Origin of the sequence: Bacillus sp. V2I10 (assembly GCF_030817055.1) — a bacterium.
GTDB lineage: Bacteria > Bacillota > Bacilli > Bacillales > Bacillaceae > Bacillus_P.
Genome location: NZ_JAUSYV010000001.1, coordinates 3,371,926 through 3,396,758, shown reverse-complemented (window position 1 = coordinate 3,396,758; position 24,833 = coordinate 3,371,926). Strand labels below are relative to the sequence as shown.

Here is a 24,833-nt window from a genome sequence, read left to right as displayed (position 1 = left end):
CGTGAAACCAAAATAGAACACTGTTAAGTCTAATATATAGTCGGAACAGGAGGGTATATGGAACAAAAAAATAAAGTTAAGAGAGCAAAAAATGGTGATGACCTGGCTTTTCAAGAACTAATAGAGCTACATAAGGATAAGCTTTACCGTATTGCTTATATGTATGTGAAGAATGAGAGTGATACATTAGATATTGTTCACGAGACAATTTACAAAGCGTTTATATCAATAAAAAAATTAAAAAGCGATGACTACTTCACTACTTGGATTACTCGTATCCTTATTAACTGTGCTTTAGATTACATTCGAAAGCAGAAAAAGTTAGTTTTTTTTGATGGAAGGAAAGAAACTGAATCAGAGGATAACCATTTTCCAGTAGAGGATAGAATAGTTTTATTTGATGCTATCGATCAGTTAGAGCAGAAATATAAGACTATTATCATTTTGAAATATTATAAAGATTTAACCTTACAGCAAATCGCCGAGGTTTTAGATTGTCCCATCGGCACAGCAAAAGTTAACTTACATCGAGCATTAAAAAAATTGCGAATCCATTTAAAGGAGGTACAAGCAAAATGAAAAACATTAAAGGAGAAATTGATAAAATTGAGGTACCAACAGAAAAGTTAGATTTTGTTATTGCTTCAGCGATTCAAAAAGGAAAAGAAAAAAAGCGTAGACAACATTGGGTTAAGAAACCAAAGTATATAATGAGTGCTGCTGTCGTTGTAGTTGGATTTTTGGTTAGTTCATCATTCGTTTCACCAGCTATGGCCAATGTAATAAGTAATATTCCTCTTATAAGTAATGTAATTGATAAAATGACAGAGGCTATCTTCAATTACGATACACTTGAAGCAACCTATGTTGAACGAGAGAATGGAAAAATAACAAAAACATATATGGCAATTGATTATAAAAATAATCAAGCATTCGGAAAGATTATGGATGAACAAGGCATTGCTCAATTAAAATATCTCATTAAAGATCAAAAATCTTTGGAATTTAAACCTAATGAAAATACTTACTATGAAGCCTCTGTCCTTGTTGAAACACGTGAAAAACCAGAAAAGCGTCGTTATGAGCTAGATAATAAGATGTATGTTCATTTATCAAATAATCCCTTACCAATGCCATTAGGACGAGTAAGTATTGCCATTGAACCGGAGCAGTACGCTCTAAGTTTGATGAGGTATAGCAAGGTTACATTAGAGGGAGAAACCACTTTTATAGATAGGGATGTGGAAGTTGTAAACATTGAATTACCTAGCGATTTACAACAGGAAACTAAATCAGATCGTATTGAATTTTTTATTGATAAACAAACAGGAGTGATTTTGAAATTTATTCAATACCAAGGAACCGAAGTTATTTATGAATTATATGCGACAGAATTTAAGGTTAATGACCAATTGAACGATGAACTTTTCAAGATAAACATTCCAGAGAGTGCAAAAAAGATTGAGGAATTCTAAATTGCTTTATATTGCTTATATTCCTATTAACTGATTTATTCTTAACATATTCACTATGTCTGTATAGCTTTACTGAACTAACTAACTGGGGTATTTCGTGGAACAAGAAAATAAAGGTATTTAAATTTATTGTCGAGAAATAAATTTAAAATATTGTTTATAAGGAGTAATTTGTAATGATAATCAGGCAAATAAAAACAAATGATGCAGAGGTTTTGTAAAGTTAATTAAGCAAGTTAAGTAAGTTCTAATCTACTTCAGCAGTTTTTTTGTTATTGCACTAAACCAGCTAATAGAAATTTTAGAGATCTTCCACAATCGGGCGCATTTCCGGATTAGCGTCCTTTTTGCATGAAAGGGCCATATTCTTGAATAAGAGAAGGAATTATTAGAAAGTGAATCGAAGCTCTAAGTTATTCAATTAACGGGCAGTATAACAAAAAAATAAAAAACCTTTAAAACTTACGTAAAGTCCTTTTTATGCCCCCTAGTTAATATACATGTAAAAATAATTTTATATGGGAGGTGTTTGGAGTTGCAAGGGAGGGTAAGTTTAAGCGTTGGTTGGATAACTTTGTTTCTAATGGGTACTGACTTGTTTGTGGTATCTCCGTTATTACCGTTCATTTCTAAAGCATATAAGGTTAGTCCAACGACGACTGGATGGATGGTAACTGTTTTTGCGGTTACATATGCTTTTTCGGCTCCTTTATTTGGGTGGCTTTCAGATAAAAAGGGACGAAGAACATTTATTACGTTTGGTTTATTGCTGTTTGCTATTTCTAACGCACTAACTGCTTTTGCTCCTTCATTTTTATGGCTAATTGTTAGCCGTATTTTAGCTGGTTTGTCCGTTGCTTCAATCACTCCTTTGATATACGCAATCATTGGAGATATTGCGCCACCAAATCGAAGAGGAGCGTGGCTTTCGATTGTTGTCTCAGGACACTTAACAGCTCTTTGGGCAGGAGCGCCATTCGGTACATTATTAGAGCATTTTCTTGGTTGGCGTTCAGTATTTGTTGTAATGGCGATCATAGGAGCCATATTGGTGGTAGTGAATTTTAAAATATGGGAATCTATTCCTAAAAGTGATTTAACAAGAAATCTATTAGAAGGAAATCTACTAAGAATACTTGGTTCCGTAAGTGTTACCACCATTTGGGCGATTTCAATGTATGCCCTTTATGTTTATTTAGGTGCAGCTCTTTACTCCGAAAATAGATTCTCATCATCAGAAATCGCCTTAGCTGTTACTTTTTATGGTGTCGGTGCTGTTTTAGGAAGCCTTACAAGTGGGCAATTAACAGATAAATTCGGAGAAAGGAAAATTTCGAAGGTTACGCTAATTTTCTTAACTCTAATACTCATTTGTTTAGGGATATTCTTCTCATCTGGCGATTGGGTTTATTTCTTTCTGTTTATATGGGCTTTGGTTGGGTATGCAGGATTTACATCATACCAAGCACGATTAGCGATGGAATATCCAAAAGAACGAGGAATTGTTATGGCATGGAATAATACGGCTCTGTATATTGGTATCACCATTGGTTCAATGATTGGAGGTTATGTCATATCTAATTGGGGATATTCTTTACTCCCATATGTTTGTAGCGTTGCAGCAATCGTAAGTCTTGTGCTTAGTACCCAAAAGGTACAAGAAGCCAAAAAAGAATCAGATTTTTCAACAGATACATGACCTCAGAACAAGGTCTATTTGTTTTGCTATCGGGTGCTTTTATTCAAGGAGAAGTCAGTAATTTATAACATATTGATGTAGATATGATCTTCCGCAATCGGGCGCAAGAATTGAACAACATGAATTATTTTTCTAAATGTTAATTAATGGAAATTTGTAGAAACCGTAAAAAGGTTTCTCATTTCTTGTGATCATCATCTTGCATTCTTTTAGGTAATTTAATAATCATTGAAAGGAGGATACTATGCTTTCCAAAGATTCATCCGAAAAAAAGGAACATTACAAATGGATAATTCTTTTAATTGCGACCTTTTCACAAATGTCCGCGACATTTGTAACGTATGGAATGGGTCCATTAGCCACTTTTTATCAAAAAGAGTATGGGTTAACACAACTTGAAACAGGGTTAATTGTGTCAACAGTCAATATCGGACCGATCTTTTCTATGATTATTTTCGGAAATCTGATGGATAAATATGGGGAAAAATGGGTTGTTGGGTTGGGCTCTATCCTTCTTGGATTAAACATCCTTGCCGCATACAAAACAGATAACTATATTCTGCTGCTGGTTATTCTTGCATTTGTTGGCATATGGTATGGAACGGCGCAGCCGGGAGGAAGTAGCGCGATTATAAAATGGTTTCCTAAAAAGAATAGAGGCCTGGCGATGGGAATACGTCAAACAGGTATCCCGATTGGCGGCGCTTTGGCTTCAGCAGCATTGCCCTTCTTTTTTATTCAATATGGTTTATCTTCAGCTATATTTGTACAGGCAATCGTTGCAGTTGTGGGTGGGATCATATTTCTACTTTTTTATAGAGATCGTAACTGCAATAAACAGTATGAAGAAAAGCATAGTTTTATGGAAAAGATAACAAAGATCAAAAACAACTTTGAGCTTTATCCTTTATTTTTTATTGGGTTTACGATGATTTCCTTACAAATGATCATCGTAGCGCATTTAATGAGTTATTTTACAAATACCTTGCAAGTATCGCTAAGTGCAGCAGGGGCATTTTTAAGTTTCGCTTTGGTAGGAGGTATGATAGGGAGGATTATTTTAGCTTGGATCAGTGATACGATTTTTAAAGGGAACCGTAGTAAACCTTTACAGTTAACCATATTGCTGACGGTATTTACTATAGTCTTCTTGATCTTCTTACCATCATACTTGCCAATGTGGGGTATCAGTCTTTTATCCTTTTTTATCGGTTTTCTAGGAGTAGGATGGTTTAGTTTATTCATTGTGCTTGTTTCTGAAAAATCTAACCCGAATTTCATTGGGTTAACGGTGAGCTTTGCCTTAACCGTAAATCAAATCGCAATCGTCATTTCACCTTCTTTATTTGGTTTACTAGTTGACTATTTTAAAAGTTATAACATCCCTCTTTTTTTACTGGCTTTATTTATATTTATCGGAGGAATATGGTTTACAATTACAGAGCGTAATAGCCACTATAAAGAGAGCAGAATGACAAATATTTCTCATAAACAATAAAAAGATCAAAAACTATTATTTTTGATTTCTAAATGTGGTAGAACCCAAATAATGAATCTTGGTTGTTCAACAATCGGGCGCGATTGTGGAGCAACACAGATAGAAAATGAACAAAATTTTTATAATAGAATAATTCAATTGAATATATTAAGAGCATGTTTTGATCAATCTTTTTTTCAAAACACGCTCTTTCTTTTTGTTCGTTTATAAAGTTTTTTAGAATTGATTTGATCAATCATTATTCCAAAGCTACAAAAGTTGGATGTGCAAAGTAGCACTTAAAATAAGCGCAAATTACCTCCTAAAGTGACAGGACTGGTAAGCAAATGTAAAATACTATGTTAGATTTCCTTACATTAGTAGTGACAAAGGGCAATAATATTTATATGATCAATTCAAGAACTAGAAGCAGCAGGTGAGTATGGGTGAATTCTTCTTTTAAAAAGCAGCTGTCGCAGTTATATAATGACGTCAACCAAGAAATTTATAGTGCGGGAGTTAGTAAGCAAAAAATTGACATCCAGGATAATCGCATTGTCATTTTTGCGCAGACGAAGCGCTCGCCTTTAATCTCAGTATTAAGTGAAAGGTATTCTGAGCTGACCTTATCCGTCGATGGGGCTTTAGCCATGGAATATAAACTTCGATTAAAAGAAAACTTTGAGAAGCGATTTGGAATGAAGGTCAACACCATATTTAAGGATTACGATTCTACAAGTGAGCATGCTTGTACGGTGATTTACCTAGAACAATCGCTTGGTATCTAACCAACCTTATTATTGGAGAAATTTTGATTTATCATTTTTTCTTCACGGACTTGTTTCAAGGATTCAGGAGCTTAAATTTCGTTATACGTGGTTTAGGAGCCGTAGATATAGGAGGAGACCCCTTCTATTTCTGCGGCTTTTTTTTATAAAGCAAATTAAGGGGGATTAAAGATGAATTCAAAAGTATTCTCGTTAGGATTCCAGCACGTCATGGCCATGTATGCTGGGTCGATTCTTGTTCCATTGCTTGTTGGGAGGGCATTAAACCTTACTCCGGAGCAATTGGCTTACTTGGTCGCCATTGATTTATTAACCTGCGGTATCGCTACCTTACTACAAGCGTGGAAAAACAAATATTTTGGTATTGGTCTACCCGTTGTATTGGGTGCTTCGTTTGTTGCCCTGTCGCCGATGATCGCTATCGGATCACAATATGGTATTCCTGCCATTTACGGATCCATTATAGTAGCAGGACTCTTCATTTTTTTATTTGCTCGCTATCTTGGAAAACTCGTAAAGTTCTTTCCACCTGTTGTCACGGGAACTGTCGTCGTGATCATTGGACTATCGTTAATTCCATCGGGAGTTAGAAATATGGCAGGCGGAGCAGGGAAGCCGGACTTCGGTAGCTTAGCTAACTTGATGTTGTCCATGGGTGTCATCGCTATTATTCTTATTATCAATCGTTTCTTTAAAGGGTATGTCCGCTCTCTTTCCGTGCTCTTAGGGATTGTCGCAGGTACAGCACTAGCAGCGATGATGGGGAAAGTAGATTTCCATGAGGTTTTAGAAGCTTCATGGTTCCGTATTCCTCAACCGTTCTATTTCGGTGCCCCATCCTTCGAGATCGGTCCAATACTGACGATGTTAATTGTAGGATTAGTCATTGTAGTTGAATCAACAGGTGTGTTTTTTGCCTTAGGGAAAATTTGTGATCGTCCTGTTACACAAGATGATCTCACTCGAGGATATCGAGCAGAAGGCTTGGCTATCACCTTAGGAGGGATCTTTAATGCCTTTCCCTACAACACCTTTGCGCAAAATGTAGGGTTGGTTCAACTATCTCAAAACAAATCAACGAACGTTGTGGTTGCAGCAGGTAGTATCCTAGTATTTCTTGGTTTAGTTCCTAAAATTGCGGCCCTTGCTACCATTATTCCTGCCCCCGTACTTGGCGGTGCTACGGTTGTGTTGTTTGGTATGGTCGTGTCTTCAGGAATTAAAATGCTAGGTTCAGTAGATTACAACAATCAACATAATGCACTTATTATTGCTTGCTCAATTTCGTTAGGACTAGGATCAACCGTCGTACCTGAGTTATTTAGTCAATTGCCTCCAGCCCTGCGAATCATCGTTAGCGATGGAGTGATTACCGGAAGCCTAACTGCTATCTTTATGAACCTATTTTTTAACTTCCGTACGGTTCTAGCTCCAGCATCCCTCCAGCATGAGGAAGCTAACGAAGCACATGTTTAATGAAAAAAAGATAAAGGGGTTATGATACATGATTACTTTGAATGCTTTAAATGAAATTCCATTGTCTGAGTTTGTGGAAAAGTTAAAGGACATATTTGAACACTCTCCTTGGGTAGCCCAAAGGGTAGGGGAGTTTCGTCCTTTTAGTTCCCGTGAGTCGCTTTATGAGAGGATGGTCAGCGTTGTCCAAACAGCGAGTGAGGGAGAAAAGCTGAACTTAATTCAGGCCCACCCCCATTTAGGAACACGAAAAACGATGAGTTCATTTTCCCAGAGTGAACAAAAAACTGCTGGATTGAGTCAACTATCAGAAGCAGAATATGAGCTTTTGCTGGATATGAATAAAGAGTATGTCCATCGATTTGGTTTTCCATTTATTTTAGCTGTTCGTGGAATAAACAAAGAAAAAATTCTTCAAGCGATGGAGGATAGATTGAAAAATTCAAAGGAACAAGAGTTTAACCAAGCCTTATCAGAAATCTATCAAATTGTTCGATTTAGAATAGAAGATCAAATTATTTAAATGAGGAAGTTGATTAGATGAAGGGACTTACTACACATATATTGGATCTAACACATGGCCAGCCTGCTTCAGAGGTAGACATCGAGCTCTATCGTTGGGAAGAATCTACAAGACGTTTGTTAAACACCGCAGCAACTAATTTGGATGGTCGATTAGATTATCCCCTTCTCGCTTTGAATAACATGCAATCAGGGGAATATGAACTACTGTTTTATATTGGGGACTATTTCAGGAAAAAGGGGCTGCAACTATCCGATCCTGCCTTTCTCGATAAGGTATCAGTGCGAATCGGCATCAATAACTCGTCGTCACACTATCATGTCCCGTTACTCGTTTCACCATGGGGTTATCAGGTCTATCGGGGAAGTTAAAATTCTAATGATTGGTTCGGCTGACAACAAGTAATATGTTGAGAGGAATGAAAAATCATGAGCTTAGAAGCTTTAAATGAACAAGTAAAAATTGATCTTTCTTATCTTGCGTTCGGTGGAGAGGACTGGGTACGTCCGACCCACCATCCTGAGGGTCATGTCTATGATGCAGTGATCATAGGCGGTGGCCAATGTGGCTTAGGTGCAGCCTTTGGCCTTTTGCGTGAACGAATATCTAATATCCTTATCATCGACGAAAACCGCGAAGGCTATGAAGGGCCGTGGGTAACCTATGCCCGTATGGTTACGTTGCGTACGCCCAAGCATTTGACCTCAATTGACCTTGGGGTTCCTTCTCTGACTTTCCGCTCCTGGTGGGAAGCGCAATTCGGACCAAAAGGTTGGGAGGCTGTGAATAAGATTTCACGGGACGATTGGATGAACTATCTGCGATGGTATCGGAAGGTTCTCAACTTGCCCGTGGTTAACGAGGTGAAGCTGAAGCTCGTCGAGCCTATAGAAGAAGGGATTCACCGGCTGCATATTGAAGGAGCGGGAGCACCTTCCAACGCATTACTGGCTCGCAAGGTTATTCTGGCCACTGGTATTCAGGGCGGCGGTGAATGGCATGTTCCACCTATGATTTCTAAAAAATTGCCTCGTAATCTCTATGCCCACACCTCTGAAGCTATCGATTTTGAGGCACTTAAGGGCAAGAAGGTTGCTATTTTGGGCGGCGGGGCCTCGGCTTTTGATAATGCCAATTTCGCATTATCGGAAGGTGTGGCCGAGGCTCATGTGTTTGTCCGCCGCAAGGAGATGCCGCGAATTAACCCAATCCGCCAAATGGAGGGTTCAGGCCTAATTGAGCGTTTCCATGTCCTATCTGACGCTGATAAATATGCAGTTATCGCCCATTTCTATAAGCATAATCAGCCGCCTACGAATGATACCTTTGAACGCGCAGCTTCATGGCTCGGTTTTAATCTGCACTTAGGAGCGCCATGGCTTGATGTGGAGGCCAAAGGTGAGGGAGCGGCGGTGGTGACCACCCCTCAGGGTAAATTTGCTTTTGATTTCCTAATCATCAGCACCGGTCTTATCACCGATCCGGCCTTGCGTCCGGAGCTGAAGCTTTTCGAAAGCCATATTGCTCGCTGGGGCGACCATTATAAGGCACCAGCTGAGGTATCTAATCATGTGCTCGATGCGCACCCTTACCTCAGCCCTGGCTTTGCTTTCACAAGCCGCGATGAAAAGGCTAAAAAGCGCCTGCATGGACTTTTTGCTTTTAACTATTCCGCTTTAATTAGCTGTGGTATCTCGGCCTCCGCGCTTTCAGGCATGAGATATGGAATACCAAAGCTCGTGTCAGCGGTGGCGGATCAGCTTTTCCTTGATGATCACGAAGAGATTCTGAAAAACTTCTTTTCATATAGTGAGGCTGAATTTGTTGGTGAATGGACGGAAAAGAGTACGGTAAAAGCTTAGGGACTTATATGCTCAATAACACATACGGGTGCCAGGGCAGAGGGTTCACCGCGAATTTTACACGGAAATGAGGTGCTGTTTGAAGGTACAATTATATAAAGGGAATTGGGTTTGAAAATAAATTCGCTGTTAGACCCGTTAAGGTGAACCGTATCACAAGTTAAGCATATGTATTACCTTGTTTTCAACAATCGGGCGCTTTGATGGAGTAACGAAAAAAGCCCAATTTCTCAATTTTCTTGCTGAGAGATTGGGTTTTTTATATAGGAATTTCCATAACGTTGTAAATCCGGATTTTCCTGAAGTAAGATAATCTTACAATAATATACAAATAATATCATAATTGCGTTAATGTTACTAAATTCCATAAATAATATTTTTAATAATAAAAATTCATATAAATTTCGATTGATTAATTCTAAACTCATTTTTTAAAAATTGAGAGGCGAAGAGTTTCTAAAGGACTATGTTTCTTTATTTATTCGCCCCTCCTGTTTTCTGAATTAGAAGACAGGAGGGGCTTTTGTTTTTTCTTATTAGTTATTTTTCTTTAAACATTTAATGTAGGTATTCCAATGAATACAACACGTTTACCAAGCTACATTACACTTAGCTTTTACCTATTTAATTTTTGGTCATATAGGTATTTTAGGAAGTCAAGATCATGCTGGAAATGTCGTACTTTAACGTTTTTAAAGAAGTTTCATTTATCAACTAGGTCCTACTTGAGGAAATGAAAGCGAAGAATCTAGGCATTATAGTTATGTAAGAGAAGTATTTATTCCTCCTTAAGAATTTTCCTGGATTTACAAGAAGAATTACATCATAAGTCGGATGTGTGTTCGATAGCTTATCATCGTTGGTTAAAAGAACTTGGAGTTAAGGTTTGATTAGCTTAAATCGTGATACCAGTTCTTATACTTTTTATCTAGTTATTCAAAAAATTGATGTTATTTATTAGAAAGGGTTGGTGTATTTGAAAAGCGAGAAATTAAGTATTGGGCAATTAATTATTCTAGGATTTCAGCATATGTGTGTCATGTATGGTGGTGCTATTGCAGTTCCATTAATTATTGCACCAGCTATCGGACTAACACAAGAACAACTTATTTATTTAGTTTCCTTTGATTTATTTGCTTGTGGAATTGCAACTCTCTAGCTGTATAGAAGACGTTTGATTACCCTGTTTCGACAGATATTTGAAGATTCGAAAGGAACTGTCTTTTCTTTGAGAAATGAGTCATGTAACTCATTAATCGTCTATTCAAGAGCTGCTACTGATTTTTCTAAACTTAGACTATCTTGACAGGCACTTGATTCTAAAATACTATATATTGGTTAATAGGAATAATTACGATTTGAGGTAGATAGAATCATAGGTAGCTCTAATCTAACTCATATTGATTCTATATTTCTAATAACAAATAATTGAGTAAGGGGAGGAATATTTGTATGAAACATATATGGAGTATTTTTATGGTCAGTTTGTTTTTAGTGTTGTCTGCTTGCAGCTCTGCTACTGAAACAAGTTTGAAGGGAGAGGTAGAATCTGGAAAAGGAAGATCGGTGACTGTTCTTGATGATACAGGAACTGAAATTAAATTTGAAAAAACACCTGAAAGAATCGGGTGTTTGACTGAAATTTGTGTAGATACCTTATATCAGCTAGGTCTAGAACCGATTGCCGTTTCACCAGGTGGTATTACGACAGAACCAGAATTTTTTGGTGATAAAGGAAAAGATTTTGCTTCTATTGGCGGTTCTTTCTTTGAGCCAAATATAGAGGATATTTATAGTAATGAACTTGACTTAGTAGTAGGTCTTGAGGGAGTGCATGATAGCCTCAGAGAGAGTTTAAAAGGATCAGTACCATTATATATTACATCTCCTACCACGTATGAAGAATCACTCAAATTCGTGCTGGAATTTGGAAAGATACTTGGAAAAGAAGATGAAGCAAAAAAAGTAACAAATGATTTTAGAGAAAAGCTAGAGAGCTATAAAGAACGTTCTCCAAAAGATAAGACTGCTTTAATTATGTATGGATCAGACACGAGTTTTGGAATAGATACTAGTAAATCTGTTATGGGATCATTATTAGGAGAATTGACTAAATATCCTTGGGAAGCACGTAAAGGATCCAATGAAGAGGGAGCTCAATTTTCGTTAGAAGAAGTTTTAAAACAAGATCCTAACGTTATTTTTGTGGAAACGTTTTCCTTTGGAGCAGAAAAGGGTCCCGCATTGTCTGAGCAGCTTGCAAAAAATCCGATTTGGAGGGAACTTAAAGCGGTAAAGAACGGAGAAGTTCATGAGGTTCGCACGAATATATGGGCTAGTGGAAGAGGCGTTGGATCACTTAACATTGTATTAGAGGATGCTATGTCTATACTGTATCCTGAAACAGTGAAGGAATAAGTAAATGGCACAGCCTTCTAAAAGAATGATGGATTTACCAAGAAAGGTTTTATGGATACTGTTATCTCTTTTTTTAGTGAGTTCTTCTTTATTTGTTGTTTCGTTAAGTATCGGAGAGCCTTTCATTTCGTTACACGACATATATATGAATCTTGTCCATCATCATCCTATGGACAAGATTCAACATTTAGTTAGCTACGAGATTCGAATGCCAAGGGCTGTTATTGCCGTAATGGCTGGAATTATGCTTGCTTTAACAGGAAGCCTTCTACAGGATGCCTTTCAAAATGACTTAGCAGGACCAGAATTAATCGGGGTGTCTGGTGGTGTGTCCTTTATGATTGCCATTTTAACGGTGTTTCATCTTTCCGTTCCATTCTCAATGTACCCACTCGTGGGAATGGTGGGAGGCGTTATTAGCGGGACGGTTGTCATTATAAGTGCTAAAGGAAGAATGGATAAAGGAAGTTTTATCCTAATTGGTACTGCAATAAGTGCATTTCTGAATTCCTTGGTTATCATTGTCATTACACTTGGAAGACAGAATGATATCTCCCTGTTGTTTTTTTATTTAACTGGGAGTTTGGCAGGAAGGAATTGGAGCCATGTCCAAAACCTCTTACCGTGGTTTCTCATTTTTGTTCCTATCGCTTTATTGTGTTCACGGATATTGAATGTTATGAAGTTGGGTGATGATGCTGCCAAAGGACGGGGTGTTCCTGTCGTCAATATGAGAGTGTTTTTGTTACTGATTGGTGTGGGATTAATTGCATCTGTAGTAGCTAACTGTGGACCAATTGGCTTCATTTCTTTACTGGCACCGCACATCACTAAAAAACTACTCAATTCTGAAAATGCTTATTTTGTATTACCTGTATCTGCTTTGATAGGTGGAGTTCTCTTGTTGAGTGCGGACTTTTTACTAAGAGTCATCTTCTATCCATACGAAATGCCCGTGGGGCTCTTGACGACCATAATTGGTGGAATTACTTTATTATTTTTCTTACGACAAAGGAGGAGAACAGTTTGATAACGACTGCTAAAGAGAAAAAATTTTATCTCCTGCTCTTCTCATTGTTCCTATTTACTATGGTCATTCTATTGATAAATATTATGACAGGAAAGGTAACTTTTTCTCCAGTGGAGTTATATCAAGCCCTTATAGGAGAGCCTATCTATCCTTATCATGAACAAGTTCTATGGGAATTAAGAATCCCTAGAGTTTTAATTGCTATATTAGCAGGAGCCATGTTGGGATTAGCTGGAGCGATTCTTCAGAGTGTCACAAGAAACCCTTTAGCAGAGCCTGGGATCATGGGTGTAACAGCAGGGAGTGTCTTTTTTGCTGTCTTGGGAATAACGTTAATCCCTCAAATTTATAAACTTTCCTATTTTTTGCCACTACTTGCATCGCTTGGAGGTATTTTAGTTACTCTTTGTGTATTATTCATCAGCGCTAGAACGAAACAAAATCATGTGCAAATTGCTCTTATTGGAGTGTTACTTTCTTCGATTACTCAAGCTTGTACGTCATTCATTCTTTTAAGTAACCAAGAAGCGATGGGAAGTATTCTTTTGTGGATTATCGGTTCTTTAAACGGCCGTGGATGGATTCATTTTGAAGCTCTTCTTCCAGTTGCCATTTTCACCCTCACCCTTGGATTACTGAGTGCAGGATTAGCAAATGGATTAAGGCTAGGTGACGCACAAGCAAGGTCATTAGGTATTGATGTTAAGAATGCTAGGTTCAGTCTCTTGCTTCTTGCTGCTTTACTTACTGCAGGGGCCGTTTCAACCATCGGTGCCATTAGCTTTATTGGCTTAATCGGACCTCATTTGGCTAAACAAATGATTGGAGAAGATGCTAGAAGGTTCTTTCCTGTCAGCATGTTGGTATCATCATTCCTTCTTCTTTTATCTGATACTGTTGCTCAGAATTTAATTATTTATCTTCCATTTGATTTCTTTAGTAGTGAATCCCAGGTTCCGGCAGGTGCAATTACAGCTTTATTGGGTGCCCCATTCTTTATCTATTTATTGAGAGCGACAACAAGGAAGGGGATACGATCGTGAAAGATGAAAAAATTAGCATAGATCAGCTAATGGTCTCTTTAAGTGGGAAGGTTATTCTAGAAGATATCACCTCACACATTAAAGAGGGGAAAATTACGGTTTTACTAGGAGTAAACGGGAGTGGTAAATCCACTCTTCTCAAAGCCATTTCGAATTTGATTCCTTCAAAATCCGGACATGTTTACTTAGACGGAAAAGCTATTTCCACTATGCCAACAAGAATGGTAGCCAAGAAAATGGCCATGCTCCCACAAACACATGATGCAAACTTGAACATGACTGTTTATGAATTGCTGGAACAAGGGAGGTTTCCCCATGTAGGTGCGTTAAAGATGTTGAGGAAACAAGATCACATGGCTATAGAACATGCACTGAAATTGACGAATTTATTCCTTTTTAAGGACCGTCCAATGGATGAACTATCTGGAGGCGAGAGACAAAGGGCCTGGCTTTCCCTGGCATTAGCCCAGTCGACTGATGTGTTATTACTTGATGAACCAACAACATTTTTAGATGTGCACCATCAAATTGTCTTATTAGATTTGATTAGACAATTGAACCGAGATGAGGGAAAGACAATTATTATGGTGTTACACGACATCAATCATGCTTTAAAGTATGCTGATGATGTACTCATTATTAAAGACAAACAAATATATGATAAGGGAGATCCTAAGGTTGTACTTAATGAAAGAACACTACAAGAGGTTTATGGGATAAAAGCTAGTCTTTTTGAAGATCGAGTGAGCAAAGAATGGGTTTGTGTTCCTTATGGTATAACTGATCACTAGACAAAGCATTATTGTCTAGGCTAGATCAAAATTGAAAATCTTTGTTAGGACCCAGTCCGGCACACTTCACAAAATGATAAGGAAAAGTACTTGAAAGCAGCTTAAATAAATAGACAATTTAACGAATCAGTTAGTCGCCTTTAGGCGGCTTTTATTTTTCTTAAAGATTCTTCCTTCAGAGGATTAATAACAAGACCAATATACATACAACATTTATAAAAAGTTACCTAAATCTTAGTTGCTTTGCTCTTTATAATAAATATATAGTATAATTTAAATCGAAACGATTACGTTTTGAATTAAGGAACGTGATTCAGGAGGTGCTAATGTTGTTGAACGAAAAATTAATGAATATCTTTACGCGTGATATTATTGCAAATCTTCCACATAAGAAAAAGAGTGTTTATCAATACATTGAAAGCATGGAGGATAAGTTGGCATCACAATGTGAAACAAAAGAGCAGTTTTTAACCCTCCTTGTAGAGAAGTCACCCTATCAGCAAGCAGCCACTCATTTTCATATGTCAGTGGATGAGATGTACAAACTTATGAAAGATATTGAAAATGAGATAAACACTAGACTCGACATGAAGATTGAGAAATACAGGTGGATTGACTATACAGAAAAAGTACAGGATGGTTTAAAACAGAACATGAAATTGTTCCTATTTGTCTCTTGAATTTGTGCTTAATCAAGACTTGTATACCCTGAAAAGAAACTTTGTAATAAATAAGGGGATTTTATAGTTAATACTTCTAAGAGTTAGAAGTTATTTTTATTTAACATTAGAGTATGAAACAAGAAAGTTTATTGGGAAGTGTCTATTTGTGTAAAACGATATTTTATGTTTAAATAGTAATCATTACGATTTGATGTAAATTTTTAAATACTTCAAATGAAAGGATGAGGATTGTGGCAAAAAAATCAAAAGTTGCAAAAGAAAAAAAGCGCCAAGAGATGGTTGGAAAATATAGAGAACTACGAATTGAGCTAAAAGAAAAAGGTGATTATGAAGCATTAAGAAGGCTCCCAAGAGACTCTTCTCCAACTCGATTAAAGAACAGATGCGCAATAACTGGTAGGCCAAGAGGCTATTTAAGAAAGTTTAAACTTTCGAGAATTGCTTTCCGTGAATATGCTCACAAGGGGCAGATTCCCGGCGTTAAGAAAGCTAGTTGGTAACGAATATCTGTCATGTGGATGAACCATAAAATAAAAATGCTTCATCCCTTTTTAGGAGGATTCTGTTCATAAGAGCTAGAGGATCGGTCCAGTTCCTGAAAAAAAGGTAATAAAAAGGAAAGAAATAAATAAGATGTATGTTAGGAGTGAACTCTATGTATGAATGGACCATTATTGGAGGGGGAGTGCAAGGAGTTACAATGGCTACCTTCCTCCTTCAGAGCAATAAAACGTCATCTGATAAGCTACGCATCATTGACCCCCATTCTGGCCCTCTTGAAAACTGGGAAAGGTGTACTCAAGCGATATCAATGCCATTTTTGAGATCTCCATCTGTTCATCATATTGAAATAAATCCGTTCGGTCTCGAGCGGTTTGCCAAACAGATTCAAGGTGAATCGTTTTATGGACGGTTTAAAAGACCATCATTGGCTGTATTTAAGCAACATTGTGATCTCTTATACAACGATCTAAATATGAAAGAATGTTGGATTCAAGGACGTGTTAAAGAGGTTCAAAAAATAGGTCAAGGTTGGGAAGTCGATTATGGAAACGGAAACATGATCACAACCAAAAATATTGTCATTGCTATTGGGGTTGGAGAGCAGCCTCATTGGCCTGATTGGGCTATAACGCTAAAAGACGATTCCTTTGACATTTATCATGTATTTGAGGATGATTTTAATATTGAAGCACTATCTGGCCCAATTGTAATCATTGGGGGAGGGATGACAGCAGCTCATCTCGTCAATAAAATGGCAAACATATTTCCTGGTGAAGTAACCATGGTAAAAAGGCACCCTTTCAGAGTCAAACTGTTTGATAGTGATCCAGGTTGGCTTGGACCGAAGAAGCAACGTTCATTTAGGGATGATCCAGATTATTCAAGCCGACGCTTGAAGATTATGAATGCCAGACATCGAGGATCAATTACTCAAGATCTTCACATGAAACTTCATCATTTAAAAAGACGCGGGCATATTGACTGGGTAGAGGAAGAAATTACAGCTTATAAGCAAATTGAAGATGGAACATTATTAATTACTAAAGACGGTAAAGAGATTTATGCTCAATCAGTTGTGCTGGCAACTGGTTTTCAGCCTACAACGCCAGGACAAGAATGGATTGCCCCCCTAATGAAAAGAGAACGACTGAGATGTGCCGATTGCGGTTATCCGATTGTAACAGACGGTCTTAAATGGGCTGAAGGTTTGTACGTAACCGGTGCTTTAGCTGAGCTTCAAATTGGCCCAATTGCCAGGAATATTTCTGGGGCGAGACAGGCTGCAGCACAAATCTTATCAGGCATTTAAAAGGTGAAAAAATATCAAATGTGATATTTGGTGTGAAACAATTGGGAGGTAGCTTGACTGTACTGTAATTAGAACTAGATGTTCAGCCTTTGTTAATAAAAAAATAAAAAAGCCAGGGGAACCCTGGCTACCAAGGATATAATCTCAAAACACCAAATTTTTGGGGTGCCTTTATGAAATTACTATACCATTTTGGAAAGTGAATTATTCATAATATGCTCTTTGATTTCTTATAATCCTTTGATGTGTGAAAGTTGATAATCATAGAATTTCAAAGCTAGGAACCAATATCAGGAAGAGTACATGCGTTCTTATCACCAAGGGCAATTAAGTATGCATTTTTAATTCACTGCTTGCTGCACTGTGTCGGTGTTGATGAATTTTTATATAGTTGGTTTAAAAATGTTCATCATACACTCGTTCAATTAAATGCACTCTCCTAATCCTTCTATCTTAAATCCTTCCGTATCTCCCTTACTACATGAGACATCTCAGGAATTATGATCTTTTCCATGGCTAGTTTTACTGCGCCACTCGATCCTGGCATCGAAAAAACAGCTGTATCATTAGCCACACCTGCAGTTGCTCTGCTTAAAATGGATGCAGATCCAATATCTTCTAAATAACTCAACATACGGAAGATTTCACCAAATCCTGGCAGCTGTTTTTCTACTAAACTCTGGATAACCTCAACTGTAACGTCACGTTTTGCTATACCTGTCCCTCCATTCAACAAAATAACATCAATTTCGTTGTTTAAACATCCTGTCATGATTGCTTTATAGATTTCTGCAAAGTCATCTATCACAATTTGATAATCAAGAATAGAATGTGAGGATTCTTGCAACATCTCGATAATTAAGCTGCCACTTTTATCTGTCTCTTTTGAGCGAGTGTCACTAACTGTGATAACCTTACAGTTCACGTTTTTAGGTGCTTCTTCTTTATGTTGCTTCACACTCATTTTAGTTCCTCTTTTCTTTAGAGATATAAATTTGCCAAACAATGTTTAACACAGTAGAAGTGGAATTATTAGCTATTCAATTAATCGAATTCTTTAAATTTCTTGTTCCTCTTTTGACTCAATTCTTCTGCGTCCTCATCAAGATAAATTTTGCTTTCCGTTGCTTTATTTTGCCCATTGTATTTGCCATTATAGGGGGTACTTTCTTGATCCAAGGAAGCTAATATTAATTGGCACAAGCGCCTTCCTGCCTTTAACTCAATGGGCACACAGTTCGCGTTGTAAAGTTCTAAAGTGATGTGTCCTTCAAAACCAGGATCAACCCATCCAGCGTTTTGAATAAACAACCCTAACCTTCCAATCGAACTTCTTCCTTCTACAAAGGCTGTCATAGTAGCAGGTAAGCGAATATATTCAATGGTTGTTCCTAACACGAAGGCTTTAGGCGGTATAATAATCTGCTCTTTGCAAATTTCTTTATACATAGGTGGTTTGTCCAGCGAAATGAGAGGGGTAGAATGCTCATCGATGGCCAAAAAGTGACCTCCTATACGTAAATCAATAGAAGCTGGTTGAAGCTGGGATGATAGAAGTGGTTCAATCATAATCTCTTTTTCTTTTATTTTCTTTAAGATCGTTTTACTAGACAGGATCATAACCGTGTACCTCCGGATCGCTATTTTCTACAATTATCTGTAACGGATACTTACAAGCTTTGCTGGCGCATTCTGCGCTTCATTTTTCTATTGAAAGTTAGTATTACCTTCTGACTGACAAACCCAATAAATAAGATGATGACCAATAATAAAGTAATGGTAGCGCCTGGGGGAGTGCCTAAGGTATAGGAAGAGGCTAACCCCGAAAAGATGCTAAACATGGCAATTAGAATAGCGGTCAAAATAACTACTAGAAACCCTTTTGCGAATCTGATTGCAAAAGCAGCCGGCAAAACCAATAGAGCTGAAACCAAAAGTACGCCAATCGTTGGTATAATGACTGAAATAGCTAAACCAACTAAAATACTAAAGGATAGGGACAATAGATTTGTATTGATGCCACTTGTAAAAGCTGTATCTTCATCGAATGTCATTAAGTATAATGGCCTCTTTAACATAAAGAAGTAAAGGAGTGTTAGTGCGGTGACTCCACCCATTACATAAAGTTGTTCCCAACTGATCGTGACAATTGATCCAAATAAATACTGCTCAATGCTGGGTGTCATTCCACCTTCACTTATACTAAGTAAGAATAAGGCGAAGGATAGACCTGCTGCCATTAAAATCGCAATTGAAACCTCTGAATAGCTTTGATAGGCACGCCTCATGTATTCAATACCTATTGCTCCTGCTATTACAACAAGAATGCTTGATAGGGTAATATCTGTATGAATAAAAAAACCAATGGCTACGCCAGCCAGAGATATATGGGACAACGTATCCGCCATTAAGGCTTGTCTTCTTAATACGAGGTATACGCCTAATATAGGCGCAAGAATGGCGATTAATCCGCCTGCCCAAAATGCTCGCTGCATGAATTCCAAGTTAAACATTTCCATCCACCTTTTTCACCCCTCTCTAAGCGAATCATTTTATCTAAATATTTCTGTGCTTCATTCTGTTCATGTGTGACCATCACAACGGTCCTACTATGTGTTTTCACCTGGTGGGACATAAAGTCATAAAACCCTTTTCTGCTCTCTGAATCCATTCCAGTTGTCGGTTCATCTAACACCAATAAATCCGGATCGGCAGCAAGGACTCTGGCAATAATTATTTTTTGCTTTTGGCCTCCAGATAAAGCACCAATTTTATGATGACGAAATTCCCACATCCCCACCATTTTCAAGGCATTTTCTATCTTTTCTTCATCTTCACGGTTTAATCTTTTAAACCATTTATACTTAGTAAATCTTCCTGAACGCACAAGTTCCAAAACTGTACTTGGAAAACCCGTGTTAAAAGAGGCAATTTGTTGGGGGACGTACCCAATAGAAAGGCGTTTTCCTTCGGCATTATTTTTACTTAGTGTTACCGTTCCTTCCCAAGGTTTTAGTAAACCTAGCATGACTCGTAGCAATGTTGATTTGGACGCTCCATTAGGACCGGTAACGCCAACAAATTCACCACTTTGAATTTCAAAGGACACTCCGTTTAATGATGGAGTATGGGAATATCCAAAAACGACATTAGACAAAGAAACAAGTTTCACTTTTTTATTCCTCTCTGAAATGATTAAAAAGTGTGGACCTTAAATAAAATTGGACGCACACTTTTTAAAGTTCATTAATTCTACTTCAATTTATTTAAACGACTTTTCAAGGGACTTTAAGTTATTCTTCATCACTTCAATATAACTGAGCCCTTTCTCCTGATCTTCTTTGCTTAAACCCTCTAATGTATTTAACACTTCGGTTTCAGCTCCTAATTCCCCAGCTAATGTTTGAGCTACTTTAGGAGAAGTTGTTTCTTCAAAGTAAATCACGTTTATCTGATGCTCCTTAGCAAATTCCTTGAGTTCAGCAAGTTTAGATGGACTTGGCTCTTCTGATGGAGATAACCCAGCGATTGGTACCTGTGTTAGGCCATACTCTTTTGCTAAATACCCGAAGGCAGCATGTTGGGTAATCATTTCCTTGCTAGAAGCATTTTGCAGTGTTGTTCGGAAAAGTTCATTTAGTTCTTTCAATTGTTGAATATACTCTTTACTATTTCTTTCATAAAATTCCTTGTTTTTTGGGTCTTGTTTTACTATAGATTCTGTAATCGTTTGTACCTCTTTTTGAGCAAGGACAGGGCTTAACCAGACGTGTGGATCCATTTGTTCACTGTCTTCTTCATGATTTTCATCCTCGTCATGATGGTCAGCCTCCTGATCATCGTGCTCTGACTCCTCGTCATGATGATGGCCATCTTCATCATGGTGATCGTGTTCGGTACCTTTCATTAAATTGATTCCCTCACTCGCTTCGACAAACAGGGGTTGTTCTTCATCCAAACTTTCTTGGATAGAGGAAATCCAGGTTTCCATAAAAGGACTGTTATAAACCAGTAGATCGGCCTTTTGAATGGCAGCCATATCTTTCGGAGTAGGTTCCCAATCATGTGGTTCAATATTGGAAGGGATTAAGAGGTCCACTTGAGCCTTATCTTTAGTAATGTTTTTAGTAAACTCATACATAGGATAAAAGGTCGTGACGACATGTAGTTTCTCCTCTGATTTTGTGGCTTCTTCATTTTGGCCTGACGTAACATCCTCTTTATTGCTACATCCCACCATGACTGTAAAACAAGCCATGGCTACTAACATTGCTTTTACGTTTAATCGATTCATATTTTCTCCTCATTTCTATCCATTTAAATATGTGTACTCCCTGATATTTTACAAATCGTAATAATTACGATTTAAGGATAACCATTGATAATTTACCACTTAATTTTAAAAAGAACAAGGGGAATCTTGGCATAGGGTAATAAAAAAATCTATCGTTTAGAACGATAGATCGGCTAAAATGGTAACATTCTTTTTATAAAATCTTTTTATAAAACTAGATTGTTACTCTTCACGTTAGAAATCATTGGGGAATGAAAGAAACAGATCTTTGGTCAAATCTTTTCCAATCAATACTAAAATAGGTTGTCTCTGATCACTTTTCTCTGTTGATGTATAACGTACCAGCTTATCTGCATACTGGATGTGTGTAAGATGTGAATCCCCCTTGAATTGTACGAGGCCTTTGACACGAATTACGTCTTTCGGTAGATTGTTTAGCCACTTGGTTAATAGCTGCTTGTCCATCACGGGCACTTTTTCCATTTTTATTGTCTTTATGGTACTGTGATGCGACTCAGGCTCATGGTGATGATCATTGGCTGTTGTTGGGGGCCTTGAATTTTTAGGTTCAAAGCGATTTTTCAAGATCTCCCTAAAATCGGTGTCACCATAGGAAGTCATCAATACGGGAACCTCATTCTTTTTTAACGAATCAACTTTCTTGTGAATTTTAGGGAGGAGCACGTCATCCACACAGTCTATTTTATTTAGTAGAACAATAGATGAATGTAGTACTTGCTCCTTCATTAGAGTTCGAATCTCTTTTGAACTTGAAAAAATACTTAGGTAATTTAAAAAATGACTGGCATCCACTATGCCGATGATTGATTTCAAATCAAACACTTCTTTCATGGAAGCAGGTGCAAATGCCTCTGCTATTTCAAGAGGATGGGCGACTCCCGTTCCTTCTATCAACAAAACATCAATGGGCTCGCTTTCATGCTGAATTATTAAAGATTGGAGTGTTTGGTGTAGATCATTTTGAATGGTGCAGCAAATGCATCCATTTAAAAGCTCAATTAATTGCTGGCCCTTAAACAAATGACCTTCAACATTAACTGCCCCTAATTCATTTAAGATAATAGCCACTTTCTTGTTTTCTTTTTTATATTGTTCTACCAACTTTAGCAACATGGTTGTTTTCCCACTGCCTAAAAAACCATTTATCACGTAAACGGATACCTTTTTCAATTCCATTCCTCCTCATAAATAATTCGTAATGAATACGATTTAATCCAATGATTTATGTCTATGTTTAAAAAAGATGACTATTCTTCAATTTTTCGCGTGAACCATACATTTATCGTTATTTGACCTAACATAACCTTATAGATTGGATAGCTTTTTATTCCATGAGAATGTTTTTGCATTTGCTAATAAAGAAAAGAAGAGATAAAATAACATTATAAATCGTAATTATTACGATTTGTAGTAATGATACATGTTAATCTGAACTTTAACAAGATGAATTTATTAAAGGTCTTCATTTCGAAAATAAAAGAGGCCTATTAATGGAGGGAAGTCATATATGGCGACATGGGATTTAAGCAATACAAAGCATCATATCCTTATTTGCAATGGCAGCAGTTGTAATCAGGTCGGAGCAGAAGAACTAACACAAGCTATTCGAAAGGAAATCTCAGAACGAGAGATGGACGATACCATCCACACAACGCGGACCCGTTGCAATGGAAGATGCCATGATAAATGCGTTGTCATCGATTATCCAAAAGGAACATGGTATAAGGGTTTGAAACCTGAAGATGCCTCTCCATTTGTTGATTCTCTTCTTGCCAATGAAGATTATCTAGAGAGAGTAAGCCATACATTTCATGGACATGGTTTTAATCGCGAAGAGGAAGTTGTCACTGGGATTCCAAAAGACACAGAAAAAGTTAAAAAAGTATCGAAAATATTGTAGATAAAGGAAGTGATGACGTTGATCAAATCAAATAAAATACCTGTTACTATATTAACGGGATATTTAGGTGCAGGGAAAACAACTCTTTTAAATCGGATCCTTACTGAAAAGCATAATCAAAAAATTGCCGTTATTGTTAATGAGTATGGAGAAGTAGGGATAGACAATCAACTAGTCGTTGATGCCGATGAAGAAATCTTAGAAATGAACAATGGCTGCATCTGTTGTACAGTACGAGGAGATTTAATTCGAATCTTACGGACTCTAGTTTTTTCAATGGACCAAGGAAACGTAAAATTTAATCGAGTTTTAATCGAAACAACGGGTTTAGCTGATCCAGCACCTGTTGCTCAAACCTTTTTTATGGATGAATTACTATCTGAAAAATTTGAAGTAGACAGTATAATCACCGTAGTTGACAGTAAGCACATCACCAAGCACTTAGATGGTCATGATGAAGCACAAGAGCAGATTGCATTTGCCGATGTGATTATTTTAAATAAAACAGACTTAGTAACAGAAGATAATCTAAACTTTTTAGAGCGAAGAATTTCCAAGATGAATCCAGCAGCTAAGAGAATGCATGCTCAAAATTGCAATATAGATCTAAAAGATATCCTAGGGATTCATACATTCGATCTCAACCGTAAACTTGAAATTGATCCTCATTTTTTGGAAGATCATCACCATCACCATCATGATGATAAGGTGTCATCGATTGCCTTTAGGGAAGAGAAACCACTAGACTTTGAAAAAGTAAATCGATGGATTAGCTACCTTGTTCGAGAGAAAGGAGAAGATCTCTTGCGTTATAAGGGGATTTTATATATCCAGGACAGTGAAGAGCGATTGGTTTTCCAAGGTCTGCATATGTTGTTTTCAGGGAGTCCGGATCGTAAGTGGAAAGATAATGAAACGAGGATCAGTGAACTTGTCTTTATCGGGAAAAATTTAGACAAAGAGGCGCTTGAGCAGCAATTTAAACATTGCATAGCAACCTAAACTAACCTAACCTCTATATCCTGGAAGAACGAAAACGATACTATCCAAACAGAAGAGCCATTTAATTTCGTTAAAGGAGATTTATGATTATGCTAGATAACCTGTACCGCCAAGTTATCATGGATCATTATCGATATAAAAGAAACTTCGAAGAGTTAACAGGAAAAAATGTGCGGAGTATCCATTATAAGAATCCTACGTGTGGGGATGTCATGACGTTATATTTAGATCTTGATTGCGATCTGGTCAAAAAAGCAACGTTCTTGGGTGAGGGGTGCAGCATAAGTATGGCATCTGCATCTATGATGACTGAGCTTATACAAAACAGGACTCTTAAAGAGATTTATATCTTTAGAAAAGCATTTGAGCAGTTAATAGTCCATGGAGAAGTAGTGGACGGAGTAGATCTAGGTGATAGTCTATCGCTTGAAGGTGTCCATCAATTAAAAGCAAGACACAATTGCGCGTTAATGACTTGGCAAGCACTAGACAAAATTTTAAACGATCAGGAGGCATACGATACCGTATAGTTCATAAA

Annotated in this window: 26 protein-coding genes; 20 read left to right on the top strand and 6 right to left on the bottom strand. The window is 37.4% G+C overall.

Translation table 11 applies throughout. The annotated features are described in order from the left end of the window. The first annotated feature begins 57 nt into the window (after window positions 1-57). From QFZ72_RS17165 to QFZ72_RS17085, 17 genes are all read left to right on the top strand, one after another. Window positions 58-579 (top strand): sigma-70 family RNA polymerase sigma factor, encoded by a 522-nt coding sequence (locus QFZ72_RS17165; RefSeq protein ID WP_307435528.1) that lies wholly within the window; start codon window positions 58-60, stop codon window positions 577-579. Beyond that, on the top strand, window positions 576-1,475 hold the full coding sequence (locus QFZ72_RS17160) for a hypothetical protein (protein WP_307435526.1): 900 nt from the start codon (window positions 576-578) through the stop codon (window positions 1,473-1,475). The genes QFZ72_RS17165 and QFZ72_RS17160 overlap by 4 nt, the downstream gene beginning before the upstream one ends. Before the next feature lie 535 nt (window positions 1,476-2,010). After that, window positions 2,011-3,174 carry an MFS transporter gene (locus tag QFZ72_RS17155; protein ID WP_307435523.1) on the top strand — a complete coding sequence of 388 codons (1,164 nt, stop codon included), beginning with the start codon at window positions 2,011-2,013 and terminating at the stop codon, window positions 3,172-3,174. Window positions 3,175-3,418: 244 nt separating this feature from the next. Beyond that, the gene (locus tag QFZ72_RS17150; RefSeq protein WP_307435519.1) at window positions 3,419-4,672 is read left to right on the top strand and encodes an MFS transporter; all 1,254 of its coding nucleotides are present in this window, start codon (window positions 3,419-3,421) and stop codon (window positions 4,670-4,672) included. A 425-nt stretch (window positions 4,673-5,097) separates the two neighbouring features. Continuing rightward, a complete protein-coding gene (locus QFZ72_RS17145; protein WP_307435516.1) occupies window positions 5,098-5,439 on the top strand; it encodes a Na-translocating system protein MpsC family protein in 342 nt (113 codons plus the stop codon). A 171-nt stretch (window positions 5,440-5,610) separates the two neighbouring features. Further along, window positions 5,611-6,915, top strand: a complete 1,305-nt coding sequence (locus QFZ72_RS17140) for a nucleobase:cation symporter-2 family protein (RefSeq protein ID WP_307435512.1) — start codon at window positions 5,611-5,613, stop codon at window positions 6,913-6,915. A gap of 28 nt (window positions 6,916-6,943) precedes the next feature. Then, window positions 6,944-7,438, top strand: coding sequence for a 2-oxo-4-hydroxy-4-carboxy-5-ureidoimidazoline decarboxylase (gene uraD, locus QFZ72_RS17135; RefSeq protein WP_307435509.1), 495 nt, complete (start codon window positions 6,944-6,946; stop codon window positions 7,436-7,438). 17 nt (window positions 7,439-7,455) lie between these two features. Continuing rightward, a complete protein-coding gene (gene uraH, locus QFZ72_RS17130) occupies window positions 7,456-7,809 on the top strand; it encodes a hydroxyisourate hydrolase (protein WP_307435506.1) in 354 nt (117 codons plus the stop codon). 57 nt (window positions 7,810-7,866) lie between these two features. Next, entirely contained in the window at window positions 7,867-9,300 is a 1,434-nt protein-coding gene (locus QFZ72_RS17125; protein WP_307435501.1) for a flavin-containing monooxygenase, read from the top strand. Window positions 9,301-10,276: 976 nt separating this feature from the next. Then, window positions 10,277-10,459, top strand: coding sequence for a solute carrier family 23 protein (locus QFZ72_RS17120; RefSeq protein ID WP_307435498.1), 183 nt, complete (start codon window positions 10,277-10,279; stop codon window positions 10,457-10,459). Between the two features lie 293 nt (window positions 10,460-10,752). After that, window positions 10,753-11,718 (top strand): ABC transporter substrate-binding protein, encoded by a 966-nt coding sequence (locus QFZ72_RS17115; RefSeq protein ID WP_307435495.1) that lies wholly within the window; start codon window positions 10,753-10,755, stop codon window positions 11,716-11,718. Window positions 11,719-11,722: 4 nt separating this feature from the next. Then, window positions 11,723-12,748: a FecCD family ABC transporter permease gene (locus tag QFZ72_RS17110; RefSeq protein WP_307435492.1), complete on the top strand. Its 1,026-nt coding sequence runs from the start codon at window positions 11,723-11,725 to the stop codon at window positions 12,746-12,748. Continuing rightward, window positions 12,745-13,791, top strand: coding sequence for a FecCD family ABC transporter permease (locus tag QFZ72_RS17105; protein WP_307435489.1), 1,047 nt, complete (start codon window positions 12,745-12,747; stop codon window positions 13,789-13,791). The genes QFZ72_RS17110 and QFZ72_RS17105 overlap by 4 nt, the downstream gene beginning before the upstream one ends. Continuing rightward, on the top strand, window positions 13,788-14,582 hold the full coding sequence (locus tag QFZ72_RS17100; protein WP_307435487.1) for an ABC transporter ATP-binding protein: 795 nt from the start codon (window positions 13,788-13,790) through the stop codon (window positions 14,580-14,582). Before QFZ72_RS17105 ends, QFZ72_RS17100 begins: the two co-directional genes overlap by 4 nt. A 329-nt stretch (window positions 14,583-14,911) precedes the next feature. Next, on the top strand, window positions 14,912-15,262 hold the full coding sequence (locus QFZ72_RS17095; RefSeq protein WP_307435485.1) for a hypothetical protein: 351 nt from the start codon (window positions 14,912-14,914) through the stop codon (window positions 15,260-15,262). Between the two features lie 233 nt (window positions 15,263-15,495). Then, complete coding sequence (rpsN, locus tag QFZ72_RS17090; RefSeq protein ID WP_307435483.1) at window positions 15,496-15,765, top strand: 30S ribosomal protein S14; 270 nt, start codon at window positions 15,496-15,498, stop codon at window positions 15,763-15,765. 155 nt (window positions 15,766-15,920) lie between these two features. Further along, window positions 15,921-17,078 carry an FAD-dependent oxidoreductase gene (locus tag QFZ72_RS17085; RefSeq protein ID WP_307435481.1) on the top strand — a complete coding sequence of 386 codons (1,158 nt, stop codon included), beginning with the start codon at window positions 15,921-15,923 and terminating at the stop codon, window positions 17,076-17,078. Between the two features lie 448 nt (window positions 17,079-17,526). On the opposite strand, the gene QFZ72_RS17080 is transcribed toward QFZ72_RS17085, so the two are convergent. From QFZ72_RS17080 to QFZ72_RS17055, 6 genes are all read right to left on the bottom strand, one after another. Continuing rightward, a complete protein-coding gene (locus QFZ72_RS17080; RefSeq protein WP_307435478.1) occupies window positions 17,527-18,042 on the bottom strand; it encodes a MogA/MoaB family molybdenum cofactor biosynthesis protein in 516 nt (171 codons plus the stop codon). Between the two features lie 80 nt (window positions 18,043-18,122). After that, window positions 18,123-18,698, bottom strand: a complete 576-nt coding sequence (gene dcd / locus QFZ72_RS17075; protein WP_307435474.1) for a dCTP deaminase — start codon at window positions 18,696-18,698, stop codon at window positions 18,123-18,125. Window positions 18,699-18,748: 50 nt separating this feature from the next. Continuing rightward, the gene (locus QFZ72_RS17070; protein WP_307435471.1) at window positions 18,749-19,597 is read right to left on the bottom strand and encodes a metal ABC transporter permease; all 849 of its coding nucleotides are present in this window, start codon (window positions 19,595-19,597) and stop codon (window positions 18,749-18,751) included. Beyond that, entirely contained in the window at window positions 19,543-20,250 is a 708-nt protein-coding gene (locus tag QFZ72_RS17065) for a metal ABC transporter ATP-binding protein (RefSeq protein ID WP_307435469.1), read from the bottom strand. Before QFZ72_RS17065 ends, QFZ72_RS17070 begins: the two co-directional genes overlap by 55 nt. Window positions 20,251-20,340: 90 nt before the next feature. Beyond that, window positions 20,341-21,372 (bottom strand): metal ABC transporter substrate-binding protein, encoded by a 1,032-nt coding sequence (locus QFZ72_RS17060; protein WP_307435467.1) that lies wholly within the window; start codon window positions 21,370-21,372, stop codon window positions 20,341-20,343. Between the two features lie 234 nt (window positions 21,373-21,606). Next, on the bottom strand, window positions 21,607-22,563 hold the full coding sequence (locus tag QFZ72_RS17055; protein WP_307435466.1) for a CobW family GTP-binding protein: 957 nt from the start codon (window positions 22,561-22,563) through the stop codon (window positions 21,607-21,609). A 337-nt stretch (window positions 22,564-22,900) separates the two neighbouring features. Between QFZ72_RS17055 and QFZ72_RS17050 the strand changes: the two genes are divergently transcribed. The 3 genes from QFZ72_RS17050 to sufU all read left to right on the top strand — a co-directional run bounded on the left by QFZ72_RS17050 (window position 22,901) and on the right by sufU (window position 24,825). Continuing rightward, window positions 22,901-23,293, top strand: coding sequence for a (2Fe-2S) ferredoxin domain-containing protein (locus tag QFZ72_RS17050; protein WP_307435464.1), 393 nt, complete (start codon window positions 22,901-22,903; stop codon window positions 23,291-23,293). A gap of 12 nt (window positions 23,294-23,305) precedes the next feature. Beyond that, window positions 23,306-24,295, top strand: a complete 990-nt coding sequence (locus QFZ72_RS17045) for a CobW family GTP-binding protein (protein ID WP_307435462.1) — start codon at window positions 23,306-23,308, stop codon at window positions 24,293-24,295. Window positions 24,296-24,378: 83 nt separating this feature from the next. Beyond that, on the top strand, window positions 24,379-24,825 hold the full coding sequence (sufU, locus tag QFZ72_RS17040; protein ID WP_373464603.1) for a Fe-S cluster assembly sulfur transfer protein SufU: 447 nt from the start codon (window positions 24,379-24,381) through the stop codon (window positions 24,823-24,825). Window positions 24,826-24,833 lie beyond the last annotated feature (8 nt).